General features: G+C 53.2%; 23 protein-coding genes. 16 read left to right on the forward strand and 7 right to left on the reverse strand.

Annotated features, from left to right (window positions below; all coding sequences use genetic code 11):
- The first annotated feature begins 1 nt into the window (after position 1).
- From cheR to GUC46_RS09985, 8 genes are all read left to right on the forward strand, one after another.
- Positions 2–874, forward strand: coding sequence for a protein-glutamate O-methyltransferase CheR (gene cheR, locus GUC46_RS09950; RefSeq protein WP_003034649.1), 873 nt, complete (start codon positions 2–4; stop codon positions 872–874).
- Positions 871–1,920 (forward strand): chemotaxis response regulator protein-glutamate methylesterase, encoded by a 1,050-nt coding sequence (locus GUC46_RS09955; protein WP_003034651.1) that lies wholly within the window; start codon positions 871–873, stop codon positions 1,918–1,920. The genes cheR and GUC46_RS09955 overlap by 4 nt, the downstream gene beginning before the upstream one ends.
- A 17-nt stretch (positions 1,921–1,937) precedes the next feature.
- Positions 1,938–2,327: a chemotaxis response regulator CheY gene (cheY, locus tag GUC46_RS09960; RefSeq protein ID WP_003034656.1), complete on the forward strand. Its 390-nt coding sequence runs from the start codon at positions 1,938–1,940 to the stop codon at positions 2,325–2,327.
- Between the two features lie 10 nt (positions 2,328–2,337).
- Positions 2,338–2,982: a protein phosphatase CheZ gene (gene cheZ, locus GUC46_RS09965; protein ID WP_003034659.1), complete on the forward strand. Its 645-nt coding sequence runs from the start codon at positions 2,338–2,340 to the stop codon at positions 2,980–2,982.
- 158 nt (positions 2,983–3,140) lie between these two features.
- Complete coding sequence (flhB, locus tag GUC46_RS09970) at positions 3,141–4,292, forward strand: flagellar biosynthesis protein FlhB (protein WP_003034664.1); 1,152 nt, start codon at positions 3,141–3,143, stop codon at positions 4,290–4,292.
- A complete protein-coding gene (flhA, locus tag GUC46_RS09975; RefSeq protein ID WP_003034666.1) occupies positions 4,285–6,363 on the forward strand; it encodes a flagellar biosynthesis protein FlhA in 2,079 nt (692 codons plus the stop codon). The genes flhB and flhA overlap by 8 nt, the downstream gene beginning before the upstream one ends.
- Positions 6,363–6,755 carry a flagellar protein FlhE gene (flhe, locus tag GUC46_RS09980; RefSeq protein ID WP_003034667.1) on the forward strand — a complete coding sequence of 131 codons (393 nt, stop codon included), beginning with the start codon at positions 6,363–6,365 and terminating at the stop codon, positions 6,753–6,755. The genes flhA and flhe overlap by 1 nt, the downstream gene beginning before the upstream one ends.
- Positions 6,756–7,063: 308 nt before the next feature.
- Positions 7,064–8,203 carry a glycoside hydrolase family 105 protein gene (locus GUC46_RS09985; protein ID WP_044711087.1) on the forward strand — a complete coding sequence of 380 codons (1,140 nt, stop codon included), beginning with the start codon at positions 7,064–7,066 and terminating at the stop codon, positions 8,201–8,203.
- Here the strand turns inward: GUC46_RS09985 and mrdA are convergent.
- Together mrdA and argS are read right to left on the reverse strand one after the other, a co-directional pair.
- Positions 8,175–10,112, reverse strand: coding sequence for a penicillin-binding protein 2 (gene mrdA / locus GUC46_RS09990; RefSeq protein ID WP_130714579.1), 1,938 nt, complete (start codon positions 10,110–10,112; stop codon positions 8,175–8,177). The genes GUC46_RS09985 and mrdA overlap by 29 nt on opposite strands.
- 227 nt (positions 10,113–10,339) lie before the next feature.
- Positions 10,340–12,073 (reverse strand): arginine--tRNA ligase, encoded by a 1,734-nt coding sequence (gene argS, locus GUC46_RS09995; RefSeq protein WP_160180168.1) that lies wholly within the window; start codon positions 12,071–12,073, stop codon positions 10,340–10,342.
- Positions 12,074–12,311: 238 nt separating this feature from the next.
- On the opposite strand from argS, the gene GUC46_RS10000 reads away from it, so the two are divergent.
- Positions 12,312–12,878, forward strand: a complete 567-nt coding sequence (locus GUC46_RS10000; RefSeq protein WP_054528507.1) for a VOC family protein — start codon at positions 12,312–12,314, stop codon at positions 12,876–12,878.
- A 2-nt stretch (positions 12,879–12,880) separates the two neighbouring features.
- A complete protein-coding gene (gene cutC / locus GUC46_RS10005) occupies positions 12,881–13,627 on the forward strand; it encodes a copper homeostasis protein CutC (protein ID WP_071667637.1) in 747 nt (248 codons plus the stop codon).
- A 243-nt stretch (positions 13,628–13,870) separates the two neighbouring features.
- Here cutC and cmoB read toward each other — a convergent pair whose 3' ends face one another.
- The 5 genes from cmoB to GUC46_RS10030 are packed head-to-tail and all read right to left on the reverse strand — an operon-like array spanning position 13,871 to position 17,449.
- Entirely contained in the window at positions 13,871–14,839 is a 969-nt protein-coding gene (cmoB, locus tag GUC46_RS10010; protein WP_003839177.1) for a tRNA 5-methoxyuridine(34)/uridine 5-oxyacetic acid(34) synthase CmoB, read from the reverse strand.
- Positions 14,836–15,579 (reverse strand): carboxy-S-adenosyl-L-methionine synthase CmoA, encoded by a 744-nt coding sequence (cmoA, locus tag GUC46_RS10015; RefSeq protein ID WP_003034686.1) that lies wholly within the window; start codon positions 15,577–15,579, stop codon positions 14,836–14,838. Before cmoA ends, cmoB begins: the two co-directional genes overlap by 4 nt.
- A 40-nt stretch (positions 15,580–15,619) precedes the next feature.
- Entirely contained in the window at positions 15,620–16,015 is a 396-nt protein-coding gene (locus GUC46_RS10020) for an MAPEG family protein (protein WP_003034689.1), read from the reverse strand.
- 52 nt (positions 16,016–16,067) lie between these two features.
- On the reverse strand, positions 16,068–16,886 hold the full coding sequence (locus tag GUC46_RS10025; RefSeq protein ID WP_130714580.1) for a DUF72 domain-containing protein: 819 nt from the start codon (positions 16,884–16,886) through the stop codon (positions 16,068–16,070).
- A complete protein-coding gene (locus GUC46_RS10030; RefSeq protein WP_130714581.1) occupies positions 16,883–17,449 on the reverse strand; it encodes a hydrolase in 567 nt (188 codons plus the stop codon). The genes GUC46_RS10025 and GUC46_RS10030 overlap by 4 nt, the downstream gene beginning before the upstream one ends.
- A gap of 412 nt (positions 17,450–17,861) precedes the next feature.
- Between GUC46_RS10030 and aspS the strand changes: the two genes are divergently transcribed.
- The 6 genes from aspS to ruvB all read left to right on the forward strand — a co-directional run bounded on the left by aspS (position 17,862) and on the right by ruvB (position 23,118).
- On the forward strand, positions 17,862–19,634 hold the full coding sequence (gene aspS / locus GUC46_RS10035) for an aspartate--tRNA ligase (protein WP_130714582.1): 1,773 nt from the start codon (positions 17,862–17,864) through the stop codon (positions 19,632–19,634).
- A 1-nt stretch (position 19,635) separates the two neighbouring features.
- On the forward strand, positions 19,636–20,079 hold the full coding sequence (gene nudB / locus GUC46_RS10040) for a dihydroneopterin triphosphate diphosphatase (RefSeq protein WP_003844155.1): 444 nt from the start codon (positions 19,636–19,638) through the stop codon (positions 20,077–20,079).
- 28 nt (positions 20,080–20,107) lie between these two features.
- Positions 20,108–20,851 carry a YebC/PmpR family DNA-binding transcriptional regulator gene (locus GUC46_RS10045; protein ID WP_003034865.1) on the forward strand — a complete coding sequence of 248 codons (744 nt, stop codon included), beginning with the start codon at positions 20,108–20,110 and terminating at the stop codon, positions 20,849–20,851.
- A 34-nt stretch (positions 20,852–20,885) separates the two neighbouring features.
- Entirely contained in the window at positions 20,886–21,407 is a 522-nt protein-coding gene (ruvC, locus tag GUC46_RS10050) for a crossover junction endodeoxyribonuclease RuvC (protein ID WP_003034867.1), read from the forward strand.
- Positions 21,408–21,487: 80 nt separating this feature from the next.
- Positions 21,488–22,099 carry a Holliday junction branch migration protein RuvA gene (gene ruvA / locus GUC46_RS10055; protein ID WP_130714584.1) on the forward strand — a complete coding sequence of 204 codons (612 nt, stop codon included), beginning with the start codon at positions 21,488–21,490 and terminating at the stop codon, positions 22,097–22,099.
- 8 nt (positions 22,100–22,107) lie between these two features.
- Positions 22,108–23,118, forward strand: coding sequence for a Holliday junction branch migration DNA helicase RuvB (gene ruvB, locus GUC46_RS10060; protein WP_003841680.1), 1,011 nt, complete (start codon positions 22,108–22,110; stop codon positions 23,116–23,118).
- Positions 23,119–23,185 lie beyond the last annotated feature (67 nt).

The following is a 23,185-nucleotide window of genomic DNA, read 5'->3' on the forward strand; positions in this document are numbered from 1 at the left end:
TATGACATCATCTCTGCCCACCGGGCAAACGTCATTATTGTTACAGATGACACAGCGCCTCGCGCTGTCTGACGCGCATTTTCGTCGGATATGTCAATTAATCTACCAGCGTGCGGGGATCGTACTGGCCGACCACAAGCGGGATATGGTTTATAACCGCCTGGTCCGCCGTTTGCGTACCCTGGGGCTGGATGACTTTGGTCGCTATCTCAGCATGCTGGAAGCTAACCAGAACAGTGCTGAGTGGCAGGCTTTTATTAACTCCCTGACAACCAACCTGACCGCATTTTTTCGCGAAGGGCATCATTTTCCGGTGCTGTCAGATCATGCTCGTCGGCGCAGCGGTGAATACCGCGTCTGGAGCGCGGCGGCATCAACCGGAGAAGAGCCCTACAGCATTGCGATTACGCTTGCCGATACCTTAGGTATGGCACCGGGCCGCTGGCGCGTTTTTGCCAGCGACATTGATACCGAAGTGCTGGAAAAGGCCAGAAACGGCATTTACCGCCTCGATGAGCTAAAGACGCTGTCACCCCAGCAGTTGCAGCGTTATTTCATGCGCGGCACCGGGCCGCATGAAGGGCTGGTACGAGTTCGGCAGGAACTGGCAGGTCATGTTGAATTTTCCAGCGTCAATTTACTGGATAAGCAGTACAACGTGCCTGGCCCTTTTGATGCCATATTTTGCCGTAACGTGATGATCTATTTCGATAAAACGACGCAGCAGGACATTTTGCACCGTTTTGTTCCACTTCTTAAACCTGACGGACTGCTGTTTGCAGGTCATTCAGAAAACTTTAGCAACCTTGTGCGCGAGTTTAGCCTGCGTGGACAGACCGTGTATGCGCATGCGCCAGGTAAGGATAAAGCATGAGTAAAATCAGGGTGTTGTCGGTAGATGATTCTGCATTGATGCGTCAAATCATGACCGAAATTATTAACAGCCACAGTGATATGGAAATGGTGGCGACGGCGCCGGATCCGTTGGTCGCCCGGGATTTAATCAAAAAATACAATCCCGACGTCCTGACGCTGGATGTGGAAATGCCGCGCATGGACGGCCTCGATTTCCTTGAGAAGTTGATGCGCCTGCGTCCAATGCCGGTGGTTATGGTTTCTTCACTGACCGGTAAAGGTTCTGAGGTCACGCTGCGGGCCCTGGAACTGGGGGCGATTGACTTTGTCACCAAGCCTCAGTTGGGGATCCGCGAAGGCATGCTGGCGTATAGCGAGATGATTGCGGAGAAAATCCGCACCGCATCGCGGGCAAAACTGGCCGCCCACAAACCCTTGGCGGCACCGACGACCTTGAAAACGGGGCCATTACTCAGTTCAGAAAAACTGCTGGTCATCGGCGCCTCAACCGGAGGAACAGAGGCAATTCGCCATGTACTCCAGCCATTGCCGCTTTCAAGTCCCGGTATTCTTATTACCCAGCATATGCCGCCAGGATTTACCCGATCGTTCGCCGAACGTCTGAACAAACTGTGTCAGATTACCGTGAAAGAGGCAGAGGACGGAGAGCGCGTTCTCCCTGGGCATGCGTATATCGCGCCTGGCGACAAGCATATGGAGCTGGCGCGCAGCGGCGCGAACTATCAAATCAAAATTCATGACGGTCCGCCGGTTAACCGGCACCGGCCCTCAGTGGATGTGCTGTTTCATTCGGTGGCGAAACATGCGGGGCGTAATGCCGTTGGGGTGATCCTGACCGGTATGGGCAACGATGGCGCAGCCGGAATGCTAGCGATGAACCAGGCGGGTGCCTGGACCATTGCGCAAAACGAAGCAAGTTGTGTGGTGTTCGGCATGCCGCGCGAGGCCATCAATATGGGTGGCGTAAGCGAAGTGGTCGATCTTAGCCAGGTGAGCCAGCAAATGCTGGTGAAAATTAGTGCCGGACAGGCAATACGTATTTGAATCAGGAGTTTATTTTTATGGCGGATAAAGAGCTTAAGTTTTTGGTTGTGGATGACTTTTCCACCATGCGTCGCATCGTGCGTAACCTGCTTAAAGAGCTGGGATTCAACAATGTTGAAGAGGCTGAAGATGGCGTGGATGCGCTGAACAAGCTGCAGGCAGGGGGATTCGGTTTTGTTATTTCTGACTGGAACATGCCGAACATGGATGGACTGGAACTGCTGAAAACTATCCGTGCAGATGGTGGGATGGCTTCTCTGCCGGTGCTGATGGTCACGGCAGAAGCGAAAAAAGAGAACATCATTGCGGCGGCACAGGCAGGCGCCAGTGGCTACGTCGTGAAACCGTTCACGGCGGCGACGCTGGAAGAAAAACTGAATAAAATCTTTGAGAAACTGGGCATGTGAGGGTGTGATGATGATGCAACCACAAATTAAACCTGCTGACGAACACTCTGCAGGGGACATCATCGCGCGCATCGGCAGTTTGACCCGAATGCTGCGCGACAGCCTGCGTGAACTGGGGCTGGATCAGGCCATTGCCGAAGCGGCAGAAGCAATTCCCGATGCCCGCGATCGTCTCGATTACGTTGTACAGATGACCGCTCAGGCGGCAGAGCGCGCGCTGAACAGCGTCGAAGCTTCGCAGCCGCACCAGGACGCGATGGAAAAAGGGGCCAAAGACCTGACCAAACGCTGGGATGAATGGTTCGAAAATCCGATCGAACTGTCAGACGCTCGTGAACTGGTCACCGATACCCGTCAGTTCCTTGGTGATGTGCCCGGACATACCAGCTTTACCAATGCCCAGTTGCTGGACATCATGATGGCGCAGGATTTCCAGGATCTCACCGGACAGGTCATCAAGCGCATGATGGATGTTATCCAGGAAATTGAACGTCAGCTGTTGATGGTTCTGTTGGAAAACATACCGGAACAGGGCGCTCGTCCTAAACGTGAAAACGAAAGCTTGCTGAACGGCCCGCAGGTTGACGCCTCGAAAGCTGGCGTAGTGGCAAGCCAGGATCAGGTTGACGACCTGCTGGATAGCCTCGGGTTCTGATGAGTATTTGCCGGATGTGAGGCGTGGGCCTCTCATCCGGCTTACGCGCAATTCTGCTTAAAGCCATAAATCCCGTCTTTTTTACCGCTTACTCTTCCCATTGCTGGATAGCTGTTCTGGCATCATTCTCGCCTATATCTCTATCCAGGGTCTGATGCGTGGCAGAAGAAAGCGACGACGACAAAACAGAAGCCCCCACACCCCACCGACTTGAAAAAGCGCGGGAAGAAGGGCAGATCCCCCGATCCAAAGAGCTAACCTCACTACTTATTTTGCTGGTGGGCGTGTGCATTATATGGATTGGCGGGGAGTCGCTTGCCCGCCGGCTGGCCGGTATGCTGTCGGCCGGATTACGTTTTGACCACAGTATGGTCAACGATCCAAACCTGATCCTCAGCCAAATCATCCTGCTGATTAAAGACGCGATGATTGCGCTGTTGCCGTTGATTACCGGCGTCGTTCTGGTGGCATTAATCTCCCCGGTGATGCTTGGCGGCTTGATTTTCAGCGGTAAATCCCTGCAACCCAAATTCTCTAAGCTGAATCCGTTGCCGGGCATTAAGCGCATGTTTTCCGCGCAAACCGGCGCAGAACTGCTCAAAGCGATACTGAAGTCGACGTTAGTGGGCAGCGTGGCCGGGTTTTATCTCTGGCACAAGTGGCCAGAGATGATGCGGCTGATGGCGGAATCTCCGATTACGGCAATGGGCAACGCCCTGGATTTAGTCGGCATGTGCGCGTTGTTGGTGGTGCTTGGCGTCATTCCGATGGTGGGATTCGACGTTTTTTTCCAGATCTACAGCCATCTGAAAAAGCTGCGCATGTCGCGCCAGGATATCCGTGACGAATTTAAGCAAAGCGAAGGTGATCCGCACGTTAAGGGCAAAATTCGCCAAATGCAGCGCGCGGCCGCTCAGCGTCGCATGATGGCGGATGTACCAAAAGCAGACGTTATTGTCACTAACCCTACGCACTACTCAGTGGCGTTGAAGTATGACGAGAACAAAATGAGTGCGCCGAAAGTTGTCGCTAAGGGGGCCGGGCTGGTTGCGCTGCGCATTCGTGAAATTGGCGCAGAGCACCGTGTCCCTACGTTAGAAGCGCCGCCACTGGCGCGTGCGCTCTATCGCCATGCTGAAATTGGTCAGCAAATACCGGGTCAATTATATGCCGCCGTTGCCGAAGTGCTGGCATGGGTATGGCAGCTAAAACGCTGGCGTCTGGCTGGCGGCAAACGTCCACCACAACCTGAAAACCTTCCGGTGCCTGAAGCACTGGATTTCATGAACGAGAAGAATACTGATGGCTAATCTGGTCGCGATGCTGCGCCTGCCCAGCAACCTGAAATCCACGCAATGGCAAATCCTTGCTGGACCGATCCTCATCCTGCTGATCCTGTCGATGATGGTGCTGCCGCTGCCGGCTTTCGTCCTCGATTTGCTGTTCACATTTAACATTGCGCTGTCGATCATGGTGCTGCTGGTGGCGATGTTCACCCAGCGTACGCTGGAATTTGCCGCATTCCCGACGATTTTGCTGTTTACCACATTATTACGCCTGGCGCTGAACGTCGCGTCGACCCGTATCATTTTGATGGAAGGACACACCGGCGCGGCGGCGGCGGGGAAGGTGGTTGAAGCTTTTGGTCACTTCCTGGTGGGCGGTAACTTTGCGATCGGCATCGTGGTCTTCGTGATTCTCGTCATCATTAACTTTATGGTAATCACCAAAGGTGCAGGGCGTATCGCCGAGGTTGGCGCGCGCTTCGTGCTGGATGGTATGCCCGGCAAGCAGATGGCGATTGATGCGGATTTGAATGCCGGTCTGATTGGCGAAGATGAAGCTAAAAAACGACGCTCGGAAGTGACCCAGGAAGCGGATTTTTACGGCTCAATGGACGGTGCGAGTAAATTCGTCCGTGGAGACGCCATTGCCGGTATTTTGATCATGGTGATCAACGTAGTCGGCGGTCTGTTAGTTGGGGTGTTGCAGCATGGTATGAGCATGGGCAGCGCTGCGGAAAGTTATACCCTGCTGACCATAGGTGACGGGCTGGTGGCACAAATTCCTGCGCTGGTTATCTCTACCGCGGCGGGCGTTATCGTGACCCGCGTGAGTACCGACCAGGACGTAGGCGAACAGATGGTGACCCAACTGTTCAGCAATCCTAGTGTCATGTTGCTCAGTGCGGCGGTACTTGGACTTTTGGGCCTGGTTCCGGGCATGCCGAACCTGGTGTTTCTGATGTTTACTGCCGCATTGCTGGGCCTGGCCTGGTGGATGCGCGGTCGTGAGCAAAAAGCGCCAGATGAACCGCAGCCGGTGAAAATGCCGGAAAACAACTCCGTGGTGGAAGCTACGTGGAACGACGTGCAGTTGGAAGATTCGCTGGGAATGGAGGTAGGTTATCGCCTGATCCCAATGGTGGACTTTCAGCAGGATGGCGAGTTACTGGGGCGAATTCGCAGTATTCGTAAGAAATTTGCTCAGGATATGGGCTTCCTGCCGCCGGTGGTACACATCCGTGACAATATGGATCTACAGCCGGCCCGCTATCGAATTTTGATGAAAGGGGTAGAAATTGGCAGCGGTGACGCCTATCCGGGACGCTGGCTGGCCATTAACCCGGGTACTGCTGCCGGGTCGCTGCCGGGCGAGAAAACGGTCGATCCGGCTTTCGGACTGGACGCTATCTGGATTGAAAGCGCATTGAAGGAACAGGCGCAGATTCAGGGCTTTACGGTGGTTGAAGCCAGTACTGTTGTTGCTACGCATCTAAATCACCTGATTGGCCAGTTCGCCGCTGAGCTGTTTGGCCGTCAGGAAGCGCAGCAGTTACTGGATCGAGTGTCGCAGGAAATGCCAAAGCTGACGGAAGATCTGGTGCCGGGCGTTGTGACGCTCACCACGCTGCATAAAGTGCTGCAGAACTTACTGGACGAGAAAGTACCGATTCGTGATATGCGCACCATTCTTGAAACGTTGGCGGAACATGCGCCGCTGCAAAACGATCCGCATGAGCTTACCGCGGTCGTCCGTGTTGCGTTGGGACGCGCCATCACTCAGCAGTGGTTCCCGGGTAATGAAGAGGTTCAGGTTATCGGTCTTGATACTCCGCTCGAGCGTTTGCTGCTGCAAGCGCTGCAGGGGGGGGGTGGCCTGGAGCCTGGGCTTGCAGACCGCCTGCTGGCCCAAACACAGGAAGCGCTGTCCCGGCAGGAAATGTTGGGCGCGCCGCCGGTCTTGCTGGTTAATCACGCGTTGCGTCCGCTGCTGGCGCGGTTTTTACGTCGCAGCATCCCGCAGTTGGTGGTGTTATCGAACATGGAGCTTTCCGATAACCGCCATATCCGCATGACAGCGACCATTGGAGGTAAATAATGCGCAAGTTACTGTGGTTGTTGTTTTTTCCTCTGGTGGCGCAGGCCGCCGGAGAAGGGGCCTGGCAGGCAAGCGGTATGGGGATCACCTTAAATCACCGTGGCCAGTCAGCCTCGTCTGCGCCTTTGGTTCCTGGCCAGCCGGTCTCAGGCTTGATGACGCTGGTAGCCTGGCGCTATGAGCTGAATGGCCCCACGCCCGCAGGTCTGCGGGTGCGTTTATGTTCTCAGTCCCGCTGTGTCGAGCTGGACGGGCAAAGTGGGACCACCAACGGGTTCAATAATGTTCCGGCCATTGAACCGATGCATTTTGTCTGGGAAGTCCCCGGCGGTGGTCGCCTGATCCCCGCGTTACGCATTCAGAGCAATCAGGTGATTGTGAACTACCGTTAACACCCTCCGTCATTCAGACCAGCAGTTGAAACTGCTGGTTGTTTCAACACTCCAGCCTCTCATTCAATTAAATAGAAACGCGGTTTTATAAAATAAGTGACGTACGTTGCCGGACTCTTTGTATTGTTGCCATTTCACGAATCCTTCTGGCAGAAATAGAAAGGTTTCACTTCCTGTTTGCTTTTACTGTGCCCCTATAAGGATGCCCATTGTCAAAGCGAGGATTGCGGGGCCTCCCAAATACAGCTGCTGCGCCGCAACAGGGGCAGGTCACAGCATTGAATCCGACATTGACAGAGGTTAAGTAAATGATTGTTTACCCGGTTAAACATAGCCCGTTGTTGCGCCAGCCAGAACATTTTATTGCCAGGGATGAATTAAAAGCGCTGATCAAAAAGGTGACGCATAACCTGGTCAATATTCATGACGAAACTGGTGAGTTCTTGCTGCGTCTGGACGATGGACGCGTAATTGATACCAAAGGCTGGGCTGGATGGGAGTGGACGCACGGCGTCGGCTTGTACGGGATGTATCAGTACTATCTGCAAACCGGTGATGAAACGATGCGCGATATCATCGATAGCTGGTTTGCCGATCGCTTTGCTGAAGGTGCAACCACCAAAAACGTTAACACCATGGCGCCATTTTTAACGTTGGCGTATCGCTATGAAGAGACGCGTAATCCGGCGTATCTACCGTGGCTCGACAGCTGGGCTGAGTGGGCAATGCATGAGATGCCGCGTACCGAGTTCGGCGGTATGCAACACATCACGCTGGCGGAAGAAAACCACCAGCAGATGTGGGATGACACGCTGATGATGACGGTTTTACCGCTGGCGAAGATTGGCAAATTACTCAATCGCCCTGACTACATCGAAGAGGCAACGTATCAGTTCCTGCTGCACGTGCAAAACCTGATGGATAAAGACACGGGGCTGTGGTTCCACGGCTGGAGCTATGAAGGAAATCATAACTTTGCCAATGCCCGCTGGGCGCGTGGCAACAGTTGGTTAACTATCGTGATCCCGGACTTCCTCGAATTACTTGATTTACCAGAAAACAATGCCGTTCACCGCTATCTGGTTCAGGTCCTGAACGCACAAATCGCGGCGCTGGCGAAATGCCAGGATGAAAGTGGGTTGTGGCATACCTTGCTGGACGACCCGCAGTCGTATCTGGAAGCATCGGCAACTGCCGGATTTGCTTATGGGATCCTCAAAGCTGTACGTAAACGCTATGTTGGGCAAGAGTATACGCTGGTGGCCGAAAAAGCCATTCGTGGCATTGTGCAGCATATTTCACCGGAAGGTGAACTGCTGCACACCTCGTTTGGTACCGGGATGGGACACAATCTCGATTTCTACCGCAACATCCCTCGGACTTCTATGCCTTACGGACAAGCGATGGCGATGCTGTGTCTTACCGAATACTTGCGTAAGTATTTTTGATATCGGTATTCGATGGCGCTACCGCTATCGGACCCGATGGTTGAGTCGTCACTGTGTGTACCGTGTTGTCCTGCGGGGCAAAGAGATGATCCATGATTTGACGCATAACCGGCGCGGCGGTGACACCATCGCTGCCGCCGTTTTCCAGAATTAACGCCACCGCGACCTTCGGGTTCTTATAGGGCGCAAATGCGGTATAGAACACGTGGTCGCGCAAGCGGACAGGGATCATCTTCGCATTGTAGGTCTGATTTTCTTTCAGACTAAAGACCTGCGAGGTGCCGCTTTTCGCCGCAATGCCGTAAGGTGCGGTGTGAAAGAACTTATAACCTGTACCATTTGGTTCATTCGCCATGCCGAACATCGCCTGACGCACCAGTCCCCAGTAGGGTGACGAGGCTGAGGCGATTTGTGACGGTGCTTCTGGAGCCTGATACGGCGTGAAGGTTTTGCCATTTTCTTCATCGAGTAGCAGGTGAGGGACGATAACCTTGCCGTTGTTAATCAGTGCGACCATGGCTTTGACCATCTGGATAGGAGTGGCAATCCAGTAGCCCTGGCCGATGCCAACTGAGATAGTATCCCCCTGATACCAGGCTTTTTTATGCACTTTTTGCTTCCATTCACGGCTCGGGAGCAGGCCGTTATACTCCTCATCAAGATCGATGCCGGTCGGTTTACCGTAACCAAACTGGCTGAGCATGCTGTTAATCCGGTCGATCCCCATCATATACGCCACCTGATAGAAGAACGTATCGGCAGACTCTTCTATCGCTTTGGTGACATCCAACATACCGTGGCCCGTTTTTTTCCAGTCACGGTAATGTCGCTCGGTGCCGGGTAGCGTCCAGGTAGGAGCACCGAAGAAACTGGTCTGCGGCGTGATCACACCGTTTAGTAATGCTGACATCGCCATATACGGTTTGACCGTTGAAGCGGGGGGGTACAATCCCTGTGTGACGCGGTTGATTAATGGCAGGTCTTTATCCTGGAGTAGCTTGTTATAGTCCTGATAGCTAATGCCTTTGACAAACGGATTCGGGTCATAGCTAGGGTTTGAGACCATCGCCAGTACAGAACCGTCGTGTGGATCTTCAACCAAAACGGCGGCACGCTGGCCAGCCAACAAGCTCTCAATATATTGCTGTAAATGTAAATCCAGCGTCAAATGGATATTTTTTCCGGCAACGGGCGGCACATCTTTGAGCAGGCGTACGATGCGTCCGTGGTTATCTACTTCCACCTCCTGATATCCGGTCTTTCCATGCAGTTCATTTTCGTAATAGCGCTCAATACCTTGCTTACCGATATTGTGATCGGCGGCGTAGTTCTCTGCCTGACCCTTTTGATCCAGTGCTTTCAGGTCGTTGTCATTGATTTTTGAAACATAGCCAAGCACATGTGCCAGCGCCGCGCCATAGGGATACTGGCGGTCTTCGTAGCTATTAATGTTTACGCCGCTAAAATGAAACTGGTTTACCGAGAAACGGGCGATTTCCACATCGGTAAGCGCATTTTTTAGCACGACCGGACGATAGCGGCTGCTGGCTTTTAGCTCATGGCGAAACTGATCAATATCATCAGGAGTGAGGTCAACGATGGGCGTGAGCTGCTGGATCAACGCATTCATATCGCTGATTTTATAAGGCGTAACGGAAATATCGTACCAGGTGACGTTGCGCACCAGCGGGATGCCGTTGCGATCGTAAATCATGCCACGTGTGGGGGCGACGGGTAGCATTTTGATGTCGTTTGCATTCGACCGGGTGGTGTAATACTGGTGCTGACAGATTTGTAAGTTATACAGATTGTAAATCAGGATGCCAAAACAGATGACCACCAGGCCAAAGGCCACCAACACACGCCGCTGAAAGAGTTTTTCTTCCGCCTCAAAATCTCTGAATGTCATTGACCCGTACCCGATTAATTCGCCGCCTAATGATACGGAGGCTTAAACGGGATGACAGGCAAAAAATGTTCCATATCTCTAGGGAAATGTGTCATTCCTTGTGGGCTGTTACAAATTACAGTGAACGTCGCCGCTTCTCGTAGGCCTGATTGCGCTGCCATGAGAACGGGTCAGGGAAAATAAAAAAGCCCGCGACATAGCGCGGGCTTCCACATTACTTGAGGTAATTACATACGTTCTACGGTTTCGATACCCAGTGTATCCAGACCCAGCTTCAGGGTTTTCGCCGTCAGCTGTGCCAGTTTCAGCCGGCTGTTACGAATCTCTTCGTTTTCAGCGCTGAGGATAGGGCAGTGCTCGTAGAAGCCAGAGAACAGACCGGCAACGTCGTACAGGTAAGCACACATCACGTGCGGTGTACCTTCACGCGCAACGACGGTCAGCGTTTCTTCAAACTGCAGCAGACGCGCAGCCAGCTGAGCCTCGCGATCTTCGTTGATAATCACCTGCGCATTTGCCAGCGCGCTTTCGTCGATATCCGCTTTACGGAATACGGACAGTACGCGGGTATAAGCGTACTGCATATATGGCGCGGTGTTACCTTCGAACGCCAGCATGTTGTCCCAGTCGAAGATGTAGTCGGTGGTACGGTTTTTGGACAGATCCGCGTATTTCACCGCGCCGATACCGACTGCATTTGCCAGCTTTTCCAGCTCATCGGCAGGCATATTCGGGTTCTTCTCTGCGACCAGACGACGTGCGCGCTCCAGCGCTTCATCCAGCAGATCGGCCAGTTTAACCGTGCCGCCAGCGCGGGTTTTGAACGGTTTACCGTCTTTGCCCAGCATCATACCGAACATGTGGTGTTCCAGCGGCACCGAATCCGGCACATAACCAGCTTTACGTACGATGGTCCAGGCCTGCATTAAGTGCTGATGCTGACGAGAGTCGATGTAATACAGTACGCGATCGGCATGCAGGGTTTCGTAACGATACTTGGCACAGGCGATGTCGGTTGTCGTGTAGAGATAGCCGCCATCTTTCTTCTGAATGATAACGCCCATCGGTTCGCCTTCCTTGTTTTTATACTCATCAAGGAATACGACGGTAGCGCCTTCGCTTTCAACAGCCAGGCCTTTGGCTTTGAGATCGGCCACGATGCCAGGCAGCATCGGGTTGTACAGGCTCTCGCCCATGACGTCGTCACGGGTCAGGGTAACGTTGAGGCGATCGTAGGTTAACTGGTTCTGCGACATGGTAATGTCGACCAGTTTACGCCACATCTCACGGAAGTATTCGTCGCCGCCTTGCAGCTTCACGACATAACTACGGGCGCGTTCAGCGAAGGCTTCATCTTCGTCGTAATGTTTTTTTGCGTCACGGTAGAAACCTTCCAGGTCAGCCAGCGCCATCTCTCCGGCATTTTCCTGCTGCTGTTTTTCAAGCCATGCGATGAGCATACCGAACTGAGTACCCCAGTCACCGACGTGGTTGGCGCGGATAACCTTGTGACCGAGGAATTCCAGCGTACGCACCGCCGCGTCACCGATGATGGTGGAACGCAGGTGACCAACGTGCATCTCTTTCGCTACGTTAGGCGCGGAGTAGTCAACCACGACGGTTTGTTTAGTCGGTTGGGTGACGCCCAGACGATCGGAAGCCAGCGCCTGCTGAACGTGCTGCGCCAGAAATGCTGGGTCGAGAAAAATGTTGATAAAGCCCGGGCCTGCAATTTCAACTTTGCTGGCAATCCCGTTGAGATCCAGATGAGTCAGCACCTGCTCAGCCAGTTGTCGCGGCGCCATACCCAGTTTTTTAGCGACAGCCATCATGCCGTTAGCTTGATAGTCGCCGAACTGTACTTTTGCTGACTGACGAACCTGTGGTTCGCAATCTGCAGGCGCGCCTGCAGCAATCATGGCCTGACTGACTTTTTCTGAGAGAAGAGCCTGAATATTCACCGGAATACCTTACATTTATGAAGCGGCCTAAAATTCACCGCACCAGTTTAAGAATTAAGGGCGGGAGTATACTGCAAATGCCCGTTGCCGTCAGCATTGTGTGTACCGCCAGTAGCCTGAAATATAAACCATGCAATGGCATAAATTTATCCATGATGTGTTCGGAGAAAACAGCGGTTGGATGGCGAAGCGCAACAGAGTAAATTAGCGACTTTGAACATGGATATGAGCTTTTAATATGGCGAACTGGCAAACCGTTGCAGAACTACAGGATATTTCTGCAGATTTACCGCATTTCACGCAGGCATTAACGGAACTTTCTATCCGTCTTGGGCTGGATATCACAGGCCTGGAAGCCGATCACATTTCCTTGCGTTGCCATCAAAATACCACTGCAGAACGCTGGCGTCGCGGGTTTGAACAGTGCGGTGAATTGTTGTCAGAAAACATCATTAACGGCAGACCTATTTGTCTTTTTAAACTGTATGAGCCGGTTTGTGTGCAACATTGGCAATTTTCCATCGTCGAACTGCCGTGGCCGGGCGAAAAACGTTACCCACATGAAGGCTGGGAACATATTGAAATTGTTCTGCCGGGTGAGGCACAAACGCTGAATGCGCGAGCGCTGGCGCTGCTTTCCGATCACGGTCTGAGTCAACCTGGTATATTTGTGAAAACCAGCTCGCCAAAAGGAGAACGTGAACGTTTACCGAATCCGACGCTGGCGGTTAGCGATGGTAGCGTGACGATAAAATTCCACCCTTGGTCGATTGAAACCATTGTGGCAAGCGAGCGTCAGGAGTGAGCATGACTATACTGGAAATCTGCTGTTACAGCATGGAGTGCGCGCGCACGGCGCAGCAAAACGGCGCGGATCGTATTGAGCTTTGCTCGGCACCCAAAGAAGGGGGCTTAACGCCTTCACTGGGCGTCTTGCGTTCTGTTCGCCAGCACATTTCGATTCCCGTCAATCCCATTATTCGTCCACGTGGAGGCGACTTTTGTTACACCGAAGGTGAGTTCGCTGCAATGCTGGATGATATAGCGATGGTCAGAGAACTGGGGTTCTCAGGGCTGGTGACCGGCATTTTAGATGCGGATGGCGATGTCGATATGCCGCGCATGGAGAAAATAATGATCGCCGCCGGTTCACTGCAAGTCACTTTTCATCGTGCCTTTGATATGTGTGCTAACCCACTCAATACGCTTAAAAAATTAGCTGATTTGGGCATCGCCAGAGTACTCACCTCCGGGCAAAAATCCGATGCGGCGCAAGGTTTAACAAAAATAATGGAACTTATTGCGCAGCCTGGTGCTCCAATCATTATGGCCGGAGCGGGGGTTCGCGCCTCGAATTTGTCCCTGTTCCTTGATGCTGGGGTGCAGGAAGTCCACAGTTCTGCCGGAGTATGGCTGGCTTCACCAATGCGTTATCGCAATTCGGGGTTGTCGATGTCTTCGGATGCGCAGGCGGATGAGTATTCTCGCTATGCGGTAGACGGGGCGGCGGTTGCTGAAATGAAAGCAATCATTGCACACCATCAGGCCAACTGATTTTACCGTTGCATCATGTCGCCCAATATGATGCTTGCTCGTACCAGGCCCCTGCCATTTCAACAGGGGCCTTTTTTTATCCTTCTCCTGCATATTTCGGTCTGCAACTGTGTTGGCTTTCCTCGCTCACCCCGGTCACGTAGTTATCTACGCTCCCAGGGATTTGCTGCGTCGCCGCCTTGTTGCAAACCGAACTATTTTGGAGAAATGGTGCTATACGTAATAGTCATTTGGCAAAAATGACTACGGTTTACGCGCAATCAATACCGCACGCAGTGGGGCGGGGTAGCCTTCCACCGTCTTGCTGTGGTCGTTCGGGTCAAGGAAGTCGGCCAGCGATTCGGTAATCATCCATTCGGTGCGGCGCTGTTCTTCGGTAGTGGTCACACATACGTCGGCAATGCGCACATCAACAAACCCGCATTTTTCCAGCCAGTTTTTTAGCGCCAGTGCAGACGGGATAAAGTAAACGTTACGCATCTGGGCGTAGCGATCGCCCGGCACCAGCACGGTATTTTCATCGCCTTCGACAACCAGCGTTTCCAGTACCAGTTCGCCATCTTTAACCAACTGATCCTTTAACTGCCACAGGTGTTCCAGCGGCGAGCGGCGGTGATAAAGCACGCCCATGGAGAATACGGTATCAAAGGCGTTGAGCGCCGGAAGCTGTTCAATACCCAGCGGCAGCAGATGCGCGCGCTGGTCATTGCCCAGCAGTTTACGCACCGCCTCAAACTGGCACAGGAACAGTTGGGTCGGGTCGATACCGACCGCCAGATGTGCGCCCGCGCCAATCATGCGCCACATGTGATAGCCACTGCCGCAGCCGACATCAAGAATGGTACGTCCGGTGAGATCAGACAAGTGCGGCAGGACGCGATCCCACTTCCAGTCGGAACGCCATTCGGTATCGATGTTGACGCCGTACAGCGAGTACGGTCCTTTACGCCATGGCATCAGGTTACGCATCAGGGTGTCTATGCGTTTAAGCTGACCTTCGCTGAGCGGCTCTTTGCTTTCTGCGGTAACGCTGTGCAGTAAGTCCAGACGATGCGGCGTTAGCTCGGGCAGAAACTCGACGGCGTTTGACCATTGTTTAAAAAGACCGTGCTGATCGCGCTGCCAGGCAGCGATTTGCGCCGGAAGTGTTTCCAGCCAATGGGACAGATGATTTTTGGCAATCAACTGATAAAAGTTACCAAAATCGATCATGCGCTAACCTCAGCTTTCAACGCCACCAGAGAGCCAAAGTTGAAGCACTGGAACCACAACTCACTGTGCTCAAAGCCGGCCTGATGCAGTCGCGCTTTATGCGTTTCGACCGAGTCGGTGAGCATCACGTTCTCCAGCATGCTGCGCTTCTGGCTGATTTCCAGTTCGCTATAGCCATTGGCTCGTTTGAAGTCGTGGTGCATGTTGAACAGCAACTCGCCTACGTTCGCGTCTTCGAAGCTGAATTTTTCAGATAGCACCAACGCGCCACCGGGATTCAGCCCCTGATAAATCTTATCCAACAACGCCTGGCGCTCGGGTGGCTCAAGGAATTGCAGGGTAAAATTCAGCACCACCATCGAGGCATTTTCGATAGTAATGTTGCGAATATCGCCTTCGACAACCTCAACCGGAGTCGGTGCTTTATAAGCGTCGATGTGACGACGGCAGCGCTCAACCATCGCCGGGGAGTTATCGACAGCAATAATTTTGCAATTCTCGTGATGAATATTGCGACGCACCGAGAGCGTCGCCGCGCCCAGAGAACAGCCCAGATCGTAGACCTGCGTGTTGGGTTGTACGAAACGTTCGGCCAACATGCCAATCATAGAAATAATATTGGAATAGCCAGGAACGGAACGCTGGATCATATCCGGGAAGACTTCAGCTACCCGTTCATCAAAGGTCCAGTCACCCAGACTGGCGATAGGCGCAGAAAAAAGCGTGTCGCGGTGAGACATAACGTAAAAATCCGGGAAAAATAAAGTGGCGTATTGTGCGCTAATGCAGGGAGAAAACCAACTCCCAGGGCATATACCAAAGATTCGCCAGCACCATTAGCAACAGCGAACACCAGGTTGCGCTCATGCCTGAACGGCGCCAGCGGAAAAGCCGATGGTGGAATCCGTAATAATGCATCAGTCGTCCGGCAATCAACATCAGCCCGCAAAGATGCACCATCCACGTCTCTGCGCCGTTCATTTCCATAAATAACAGCAGCACTAACGCGACGGGAATATATTCCACCGCGTTACCGTGAATGCGGATAGCGCTTTGCAGTTCGCTAAAACCTCCATCGCCATAGGCAACGCGATATTGCATGCGCAGGCGAACAACGTCAAAGGAGAACTTTATTAACAATAACGCACCCAATACGGCATAAAGCGCGCTTACCATACAAACTCCCTTTTAAAATGGCTGATGGCCTTGACTATGATAGGTGGCATTTTCAGAAAAGAGAAGATTGCTGTGGAATAGACGGTGCTGATCCGATCTCTGGCAGAGCACTGCGTAAATCTGACCATAGTGTATCAACAAGCTCCGGGGCCTGCGCGATGTCCGGCGTATGCAAAAACAGATACGGCGTCGTGGTGTGTTGCCATAGTGACAGCTTGGTCAGCCAGACGGCAAAAAGCGCGCTGTTTTGTGCCATATCATCGCTACCGATAAAGCGTACCATCGGATGGTTTGCCGTCACCACCGCATGCACCGGAACCTTCGGTTTCTTGCGCTGGGCGTCACGTATCGCTTCGGTATGTGGGATTGCGGCATGTACCGGGCGGCTGTCCAGAATCACCCGGTTTACTCCACGCTCGTGTAACCCGCGATTAAATAGCTGTTCGGCTTCGCCTTTGGCAAAGAAGTCTGGATGGCGAATTTCCACACCGTAGGTAAAGCATTTGGGGAGCGCATCGAGAAACTGCCACAGGGCAGGCAAGTCGCGTGGGCTAAAAGTCGCGGGTAATTGCAGCCAGTATTGTCCAATGCGCGATCCCAGCGGCGACATGCGCGTAAAAAATTCCTGCACCAGGTCATCACAATTACGCAGCGCGGCCTTATGCGAAATGGTCGCCGGAAACTTAAAACAAAATCGAAACGTATCGGTGGTCTGTGCTTGCCAGCGGGCAACAATATCGGCTTTAGGCAGCGCATACAGCGTGGTATTGCCCTCCACGCAGTTAAAGTGGCGGGCATACTCTTCAAGGCTTGTGATCCCCAAACGCACCCATTTTGGATGCGACCACTGGGGTAAACCGATATAGATCATAGCGCTTGCAAAATCTCCTCCACGCTGCGAACGCGCGCAATGCGGGGGAAAATGTGAGTCATGCTACCCTGGTGTTGCTCAGCACTGGCGGCGCTACAGGCATCCTCTGCAATGATAAGACTGAAACCCAGCTCCCACGCATTTCGCGCCGTCGACTCAACGCCAATGTTCGTAGAGATGCCGCACAGGACGATGGTATCGATACCCCGGCGACGCAGCTGTAATTCCAGATCGGTGCCGTAGAATGCGCCCCACTGGCGTTTGGTTACTTCGAGGTCGCTGGTGCATTTACCCAGAGCAGCCGGGTAATCCCACCAGTTTTCGGGCAACGCTTTTGCTGGAGTCTGAGCATCTACTGGTTGTTTTAGCGCTTCGGCGTAATCGTCAGACCACCCGACGCGCACCATTACCACCGGGGAACCGTGGGTACGGAATTTTTCCGCCAACTGCGCGGCGCGGGCAACCACAGCGTGTGCCGTATGAGGTCCACCAGCGAAAGGCAGGATCCCTTCCTGTAAGTCAATCACGACAAGGGCAGTTGTTTTTGCGTTCAGTTCCAGCATGGTCACTCCAGTAAAAAATAGAATTCCGTTACACCTTAAGCGCGAATCAGTGTGAAAGGGGCGACAATTTTTGTTATTTTTTGTGAGATTACGCAATGCCCGTCCAGGAAACAGGCGTACAGTCAGTACCGGACGTAGAGTCTATCCCAGTAGGCGTAATTGTTGCCGCCAGTTTGTCCGCGGACAGCGCGGAACAACCGCAGCGTACATGAAGTACGTGAGGATTGTGAGCACTGCCCAAGGGTAAAATGGCAAATAAGATAGCCTACTGGGATAGGCTCTTATCGTGCGGCAGAATTTCCAGTATAATAGCCGCCTTTTTTCATTCAGTTGTGACATTCAGCTAAAGCTGCGACTTCGTCATCTGCGAGACAGGTGACAATCCGCCTGCGGCAAAGTTAAGGGATATCTCATGCGTACAGAATATTGCGGACAGCTACGTCTGTCCCACGAGGGGCAGCAGGTGACTCTGTGTGGTTGGGTCAACCGTCGTCGTGATCTTGGTAGCCTGATCTTTATCGATATGCGCGACCGCGAAGGTATCGTGCAGGTATTTTTCGATCCGGACCGTGCGGACGCGTTAAAGCTGGCCTCCGAACTGCGTAATGAGTTCTGCATCCAGGTTACGGGCACCGTGCGTGCGCGTGACGCGAAAAACGTCAACGCCGAGATGGCGACGGGCGAAATTGAAGTGCTGGCCTCCGATCTGACCATCATCAACCGTTCAGACTCGCTGCCGTTGGACTCTAACCACGTCAACACCGAAGAAGCGCGACTGAAGTATCGCTATTTAGATCTGCGTCGCCCTGAAATGGCGCAGCGCCTGAAAACGCGTGCCAAAATTACCAGTCTGGTGCGTCGTTTTATGGACGACCACGGCTTCCTCGACATCGAAACACCGATGCTGACCAAAGCGACGCCGGAAGGCGCGCGCGATTACCTGGTACCTTCTCGCGTACATAAAGGTAAATTCTACGCGCTGCCGCAATCACCTCAGTTGTTTAAACAGCTGCTGATGATGTCTGGCTTTGACCGCTACTATCAGATCGTTAAATGCTTCCGTGATGAAGACTTACGTGCTGACCGTCAGCCTGAATTTACCCAGATCGACGTTGAGACTTCCTTCATGACCGCACCGCAGGTGCGTGAAGTGATGGAAGCGCTGGTGCGTAATCTGTGGCTGGAAGTTAAAGGGGTGGATCTGGGTGATTTCCCGATCATGACCTTTGCCGAAGCTGAGCGTCGTTACGGTTCCGATAAACCAGACCTGCGTAACCCGATGGAGCTGGTTGACGTTGCCGATCTGGTGAAAGACGTTGAGTTCGCAGTGTTCTCTGGTCCGGCAAACGATGCGAAAGGCCGCGTAGCTGCTCTGCGTGTACCGGGCGGTGCCGCACTGAGCCGTAAGCAAATTGACGATTACGGTAACTTTATTAAGATTTACGGCGCGAAAGGTCTGGCTTACATCAAAGTCACCGAGCGTGCGAAAGGTCTGGAAGGTATCACCAGCCCGGTTGCTAAGTTCCTGAACGCAGAAATCGTGGAAGCGATTCTGGCGCGTACCGATGCGCAAGACGGCGACATGATTTTCTTCGGTGCCGACAACAAGAAAGTGGTTGCCGACGCGATGGGCGCGCTGCGTCTGAAACTGGGTAAAGACCTGAATATTACCGACGAAGCCAAATGGGCTCCGCTGTGGGTTATCGACTTCCCAATGTTTGAAGACGATGGTGAAGGCGGACTGACCGCAATGCACCACCCGTTCACCGCGCCGAAAGATATGACGGCTGCTGGGCTGAAAGCTGCGCCGGAAGACGCGGTTGCTAACGCATACGATATGGTAATCAACGGCTACGAAGTGGGCGGCGGTTCCGTGCGTATTCACAACGGCGACATGCAGCAGACCGTATTCGGTATTCTGGGCATTAACGAGCAAGAGCAGCGTGAGAAATTCGGCTTCCTGCTGGATGCGCTAAAATATGGTACACCACCGCATGCGGGCCTGGCGTTTGGTCTGGACCGTCTGACTATGCTGCTGACCGGTACTGACAACATTCGTGACGTTATTGCTTTCCCGAAAACCACTGCTGCAGCGTGTCTGATGACTGAAGCGCCGAGCTTTGCCAACGAAGCTGCGCTGGCGGAACTGAGCATTCAGGTTGTTAAGAAGGCCGAGAATAACTGATATGAGATACAAACAGCCTGTCTCGGTGTTAGTCGTGATTTATGCAAAGGACACCGGGAGAGTGCTGATGTTACAGCGACGCGACGATCCTGATTTCTGGCAGTCGGTCACCGGCAGCCTTGAAGAGGGTGAAACCGCGTCGCAAGCCGCTATGCGCGAAGTAAAGGAAGAGGTCGCCATTGATGTTGCATCTGAGCAACTGACCTTAATTGACTGTCAGCGCACGGTGGAGTTTGAGATTTTTAGCCATTTACGTCATCGCTATGCACCGGGAATTGAACGAAATACTGAATCCTGGTTTTGCCTGGCACTTCCCTCAGAACGAGAGATCGTGTTCACCGAACATCTGACCTATCGTTGGGTTAATGCGGTTGAAGCCGCCCAATTAACCAAGTCGTGGAGTAACCGGCAGGCGATTGAAGAGTTTGTAATTAACGTCGCCTGAAAAGGCGCGCTTTTTGGAGATATTATTTATGGCAGGTCATAGTAAATGGGCCAACACCAGACACCGTAAAGCAGCGCAGGATGCTAAACGCGGTAAAATTTTCACCAAAATAATTCGTGAGCTGGTGACGGCGGCAAAACTCGGCGGCGGCGATCCGGACGCTAACCCGCGTCTGCGTGCAGCGGTTGATAAAGCGCTGGCTAACAACATGACCCGTGACACCCTGAACCGTGCAATCGCGCGCGGTGTGGGTGGTGATGAAGATTCCAACATGGAAACCATCATCTATGAAGGTTATGGTCCTGGCGGTACAGCCGTTATGATTGAATGTCTGTCTGACAACCGTAACCGTACTGTTGCGGAAGTGCGTCACGCGTTCACGAAAACGGGCGGCAACCTTGGTACCGACGGTTCCGTGGCTTACCTGTTCAGCAAAAAAGGCGTGATCTCCTTTGAACAAGGCGACGAAGACGCCATCATGGAAGCGGCGCTGGAAGCAGGTGCTGAAGACGTGGTGACCTTCGACGACGGCGCAATTGACGTTTACACCGCGTGGGAAGAGATGGGTAAAGTGCGTGACGCGCTGGAAGCGGCAGGTCTGAAAGCGGACGCGGCTGAAGTGTCTATGATTCCATCCACCAAAGCAGATATGGATGCAGAAACAGCGCCGAAGTTGTTGCGTCTGATCGATATGCTGGAAGACTGCGACGACGTGCAGGAAGTTTACCATAACGGCGAGATCTCTGATGAGGTTGCAGCTACCTTAGAATGAGGTGGCTGTACCGCAACCTGACAGGAGGTGCGTGATGTCTATCATTCTCGGCATTGACCCGGGGTCGCGCATCACCGGTTATGGCGTTATTCGCCAGGTCGGCAGACAGCTGACCTACCTCGGCAGCGGTTGTATCCGCACCAAAGTCGACGATCTCCCGTCACGCCTGAAGTTAATTTACGCGGGCGTGACGGAAATCATCACCCAGTTCCAGCCGGACTATTTTGCCATTGAGCAGGTCTTTATGGCGAAGAACGCTGACTCGGCGCTAAAGCTTGGACAGGCACGTGGCGTGGCAATCGTTGCGGCGACCAATCAGGATCTACCGGTCTTTGAATACGCGGCCCGGCAGGTAAAACAGACCGTGGTGGGGATCGGTAGTGCGGAAAAAAGCCAGGTCCAGCATATGGTGCGCACGCTGCTAAAACTCCCGGCGAATCCGCAAGCGGATGCCGCGGATGCGCTGGCGATTGCTATTACCCACTGCCATGTCAGTCAGAATGCCATGCAAATGAGCGAGTCGAGGCTGAATTTGGCGCGAGGGCGATTACGTTAGTGACAAATGAGGCTGGATATCTATCCAGCCTTTTTTTATGATAGCGCATTACCTTTTAGCCCTTAACGCAGGAGCGTCACGTGATAGGCAGACTCAGAGGCATCATTATTGAAAAACAACCCCCGCTGGTCCTTCTGGAAACGGGTGGGGTAGGCTATGAAGTGCATATGCCGATGACCTGTTTCTACGAGTTGCCGGAAGCCGGGCAGGAAGCGATTATCTTCACCCATTTTGTGGTGCGTGAAGACGCTCAACTGCTGTATGGCTTTAACAACAAGCAAGAGCGCACGCTGTTTAAAGAGTTAATCAAAACCAATGGCGTGGGGCCGAAGCTGGCGCTGGCGATCCTCTCCGGAATGTCTGCGCAGCAGTTTGTTAATGCCGTTGAGCGCGAAGAGCTTGGCGCGTTAGTGAAATTACCGGGCATTGGTAAGAAAACCGCAGAGCGTTTGATTGTTGAAATGAAAGACCGCTTTAAAGGTCTGCATGGTGACCTCTTTACCCCGGCGGCGGATCTGGTTCTGACCTCTCCGGCCAGTCCGACATCGGACGACACCGAGCAGGAAGCGGTTGCTGCGCTGGTGGCGTTGGGCTATAAACCACAAGAAGCCAGCCGCATGGTGAGCAAAATTGCCCGCCCTGATGCCAGCAGTGAAACCCTGATTCGTGAAGCGCTTCGCGCGGCATTGTGAGGTAAAGGATGATTGAAGCAGATCGCCTGATTTCGGCTGTCAGCACGACCCCTGAAGACCTGGTGGATCGTGCGATCCGCCCTAAATTTCTGGAAGAGTATATTGGCCAGCCTCAGGTCCGTTCGCAAATGGAGATTTTTATCCAGGCGGCGAAGTTGCGTGGTGACGCTCTCGATCACCTGCTGATTTTCGGTCCTCCAGGTCTTGGTAAAACCACGCTTGCCAATATTGTCGCCAATGAAATGGGCGTTAATCTGCGCACCACGTCCGGTCCGGTACTGGAAAAAGCGGGTGACCTGGCGGCAATGCTTACCAACCTTGAACCCCACGATGTGCTGTTTATCGATGAAATCCATCGTCTTTCACCGGTGGTGGAAGAGGTGCTGTATCCGGCGATGGAAGATTATCAGCTGGATATCATGATTGGTGAAGGGCCGGCTGCACGTTCGATCAAGATCGATCTGCCGCCGTTTACGCTAATCGGGGCGACGACGCGCGCCGGGTCGTTAACGTCTCCGTTACGTGATCGTTTTGGTATTGTACAGCGCCTGGAATTCTATCAGGTGGCTGACCTGCAGCACATTGTAGGACGCAGTGCGCGTTTTATGGGCCTGGAAATGAGCGATGAAGGCGCGCTGGAAGTGGCACGCCGCGCCCGCGGTACGCCGCGTATTGCCAACCGCTTATTACGCCGGGTACGTGATTTCGCCGAAGTGAAGCATGACGGCACGATTTCAGCAGATATCGCCGCTCAGGCGCTGGATATGCTCAATGTGGATGCGGAAGGATTTGATTATATGGACCGTAAGTTGCTGCTGGCGGTTATCGACAAATTCTTTGGCGGACCGGTCGGACTGGATAACCTGGCAGCGGCGATCGGGGAAGAGCGTGAAACCATTGAGGACGTGCTTGAGCCATATCTGATTCAGCAAGGTTTTCTGCAGCGTACGCCGCGTGGACGTATGGCAACCGTGCGCGCCTGGAACCATTTTGGCATTACGCCTCCACAAATGCCTTAATGCATGATGTCGCTACGCTCACCAGGCCTGGGCGATTTTGTAGGCCCGGTAAGCGCAGCGCCACCGG

Source organism: Citrobacter sp. LUTT5, assembly GCF_009905315.1.
Lineage (GTDB): Bacteria > Pseudomonadota > Gammaproteobacteria > Enterobacterales > Enterobacteriaceae > Citrobacter > Citrobacter freundii.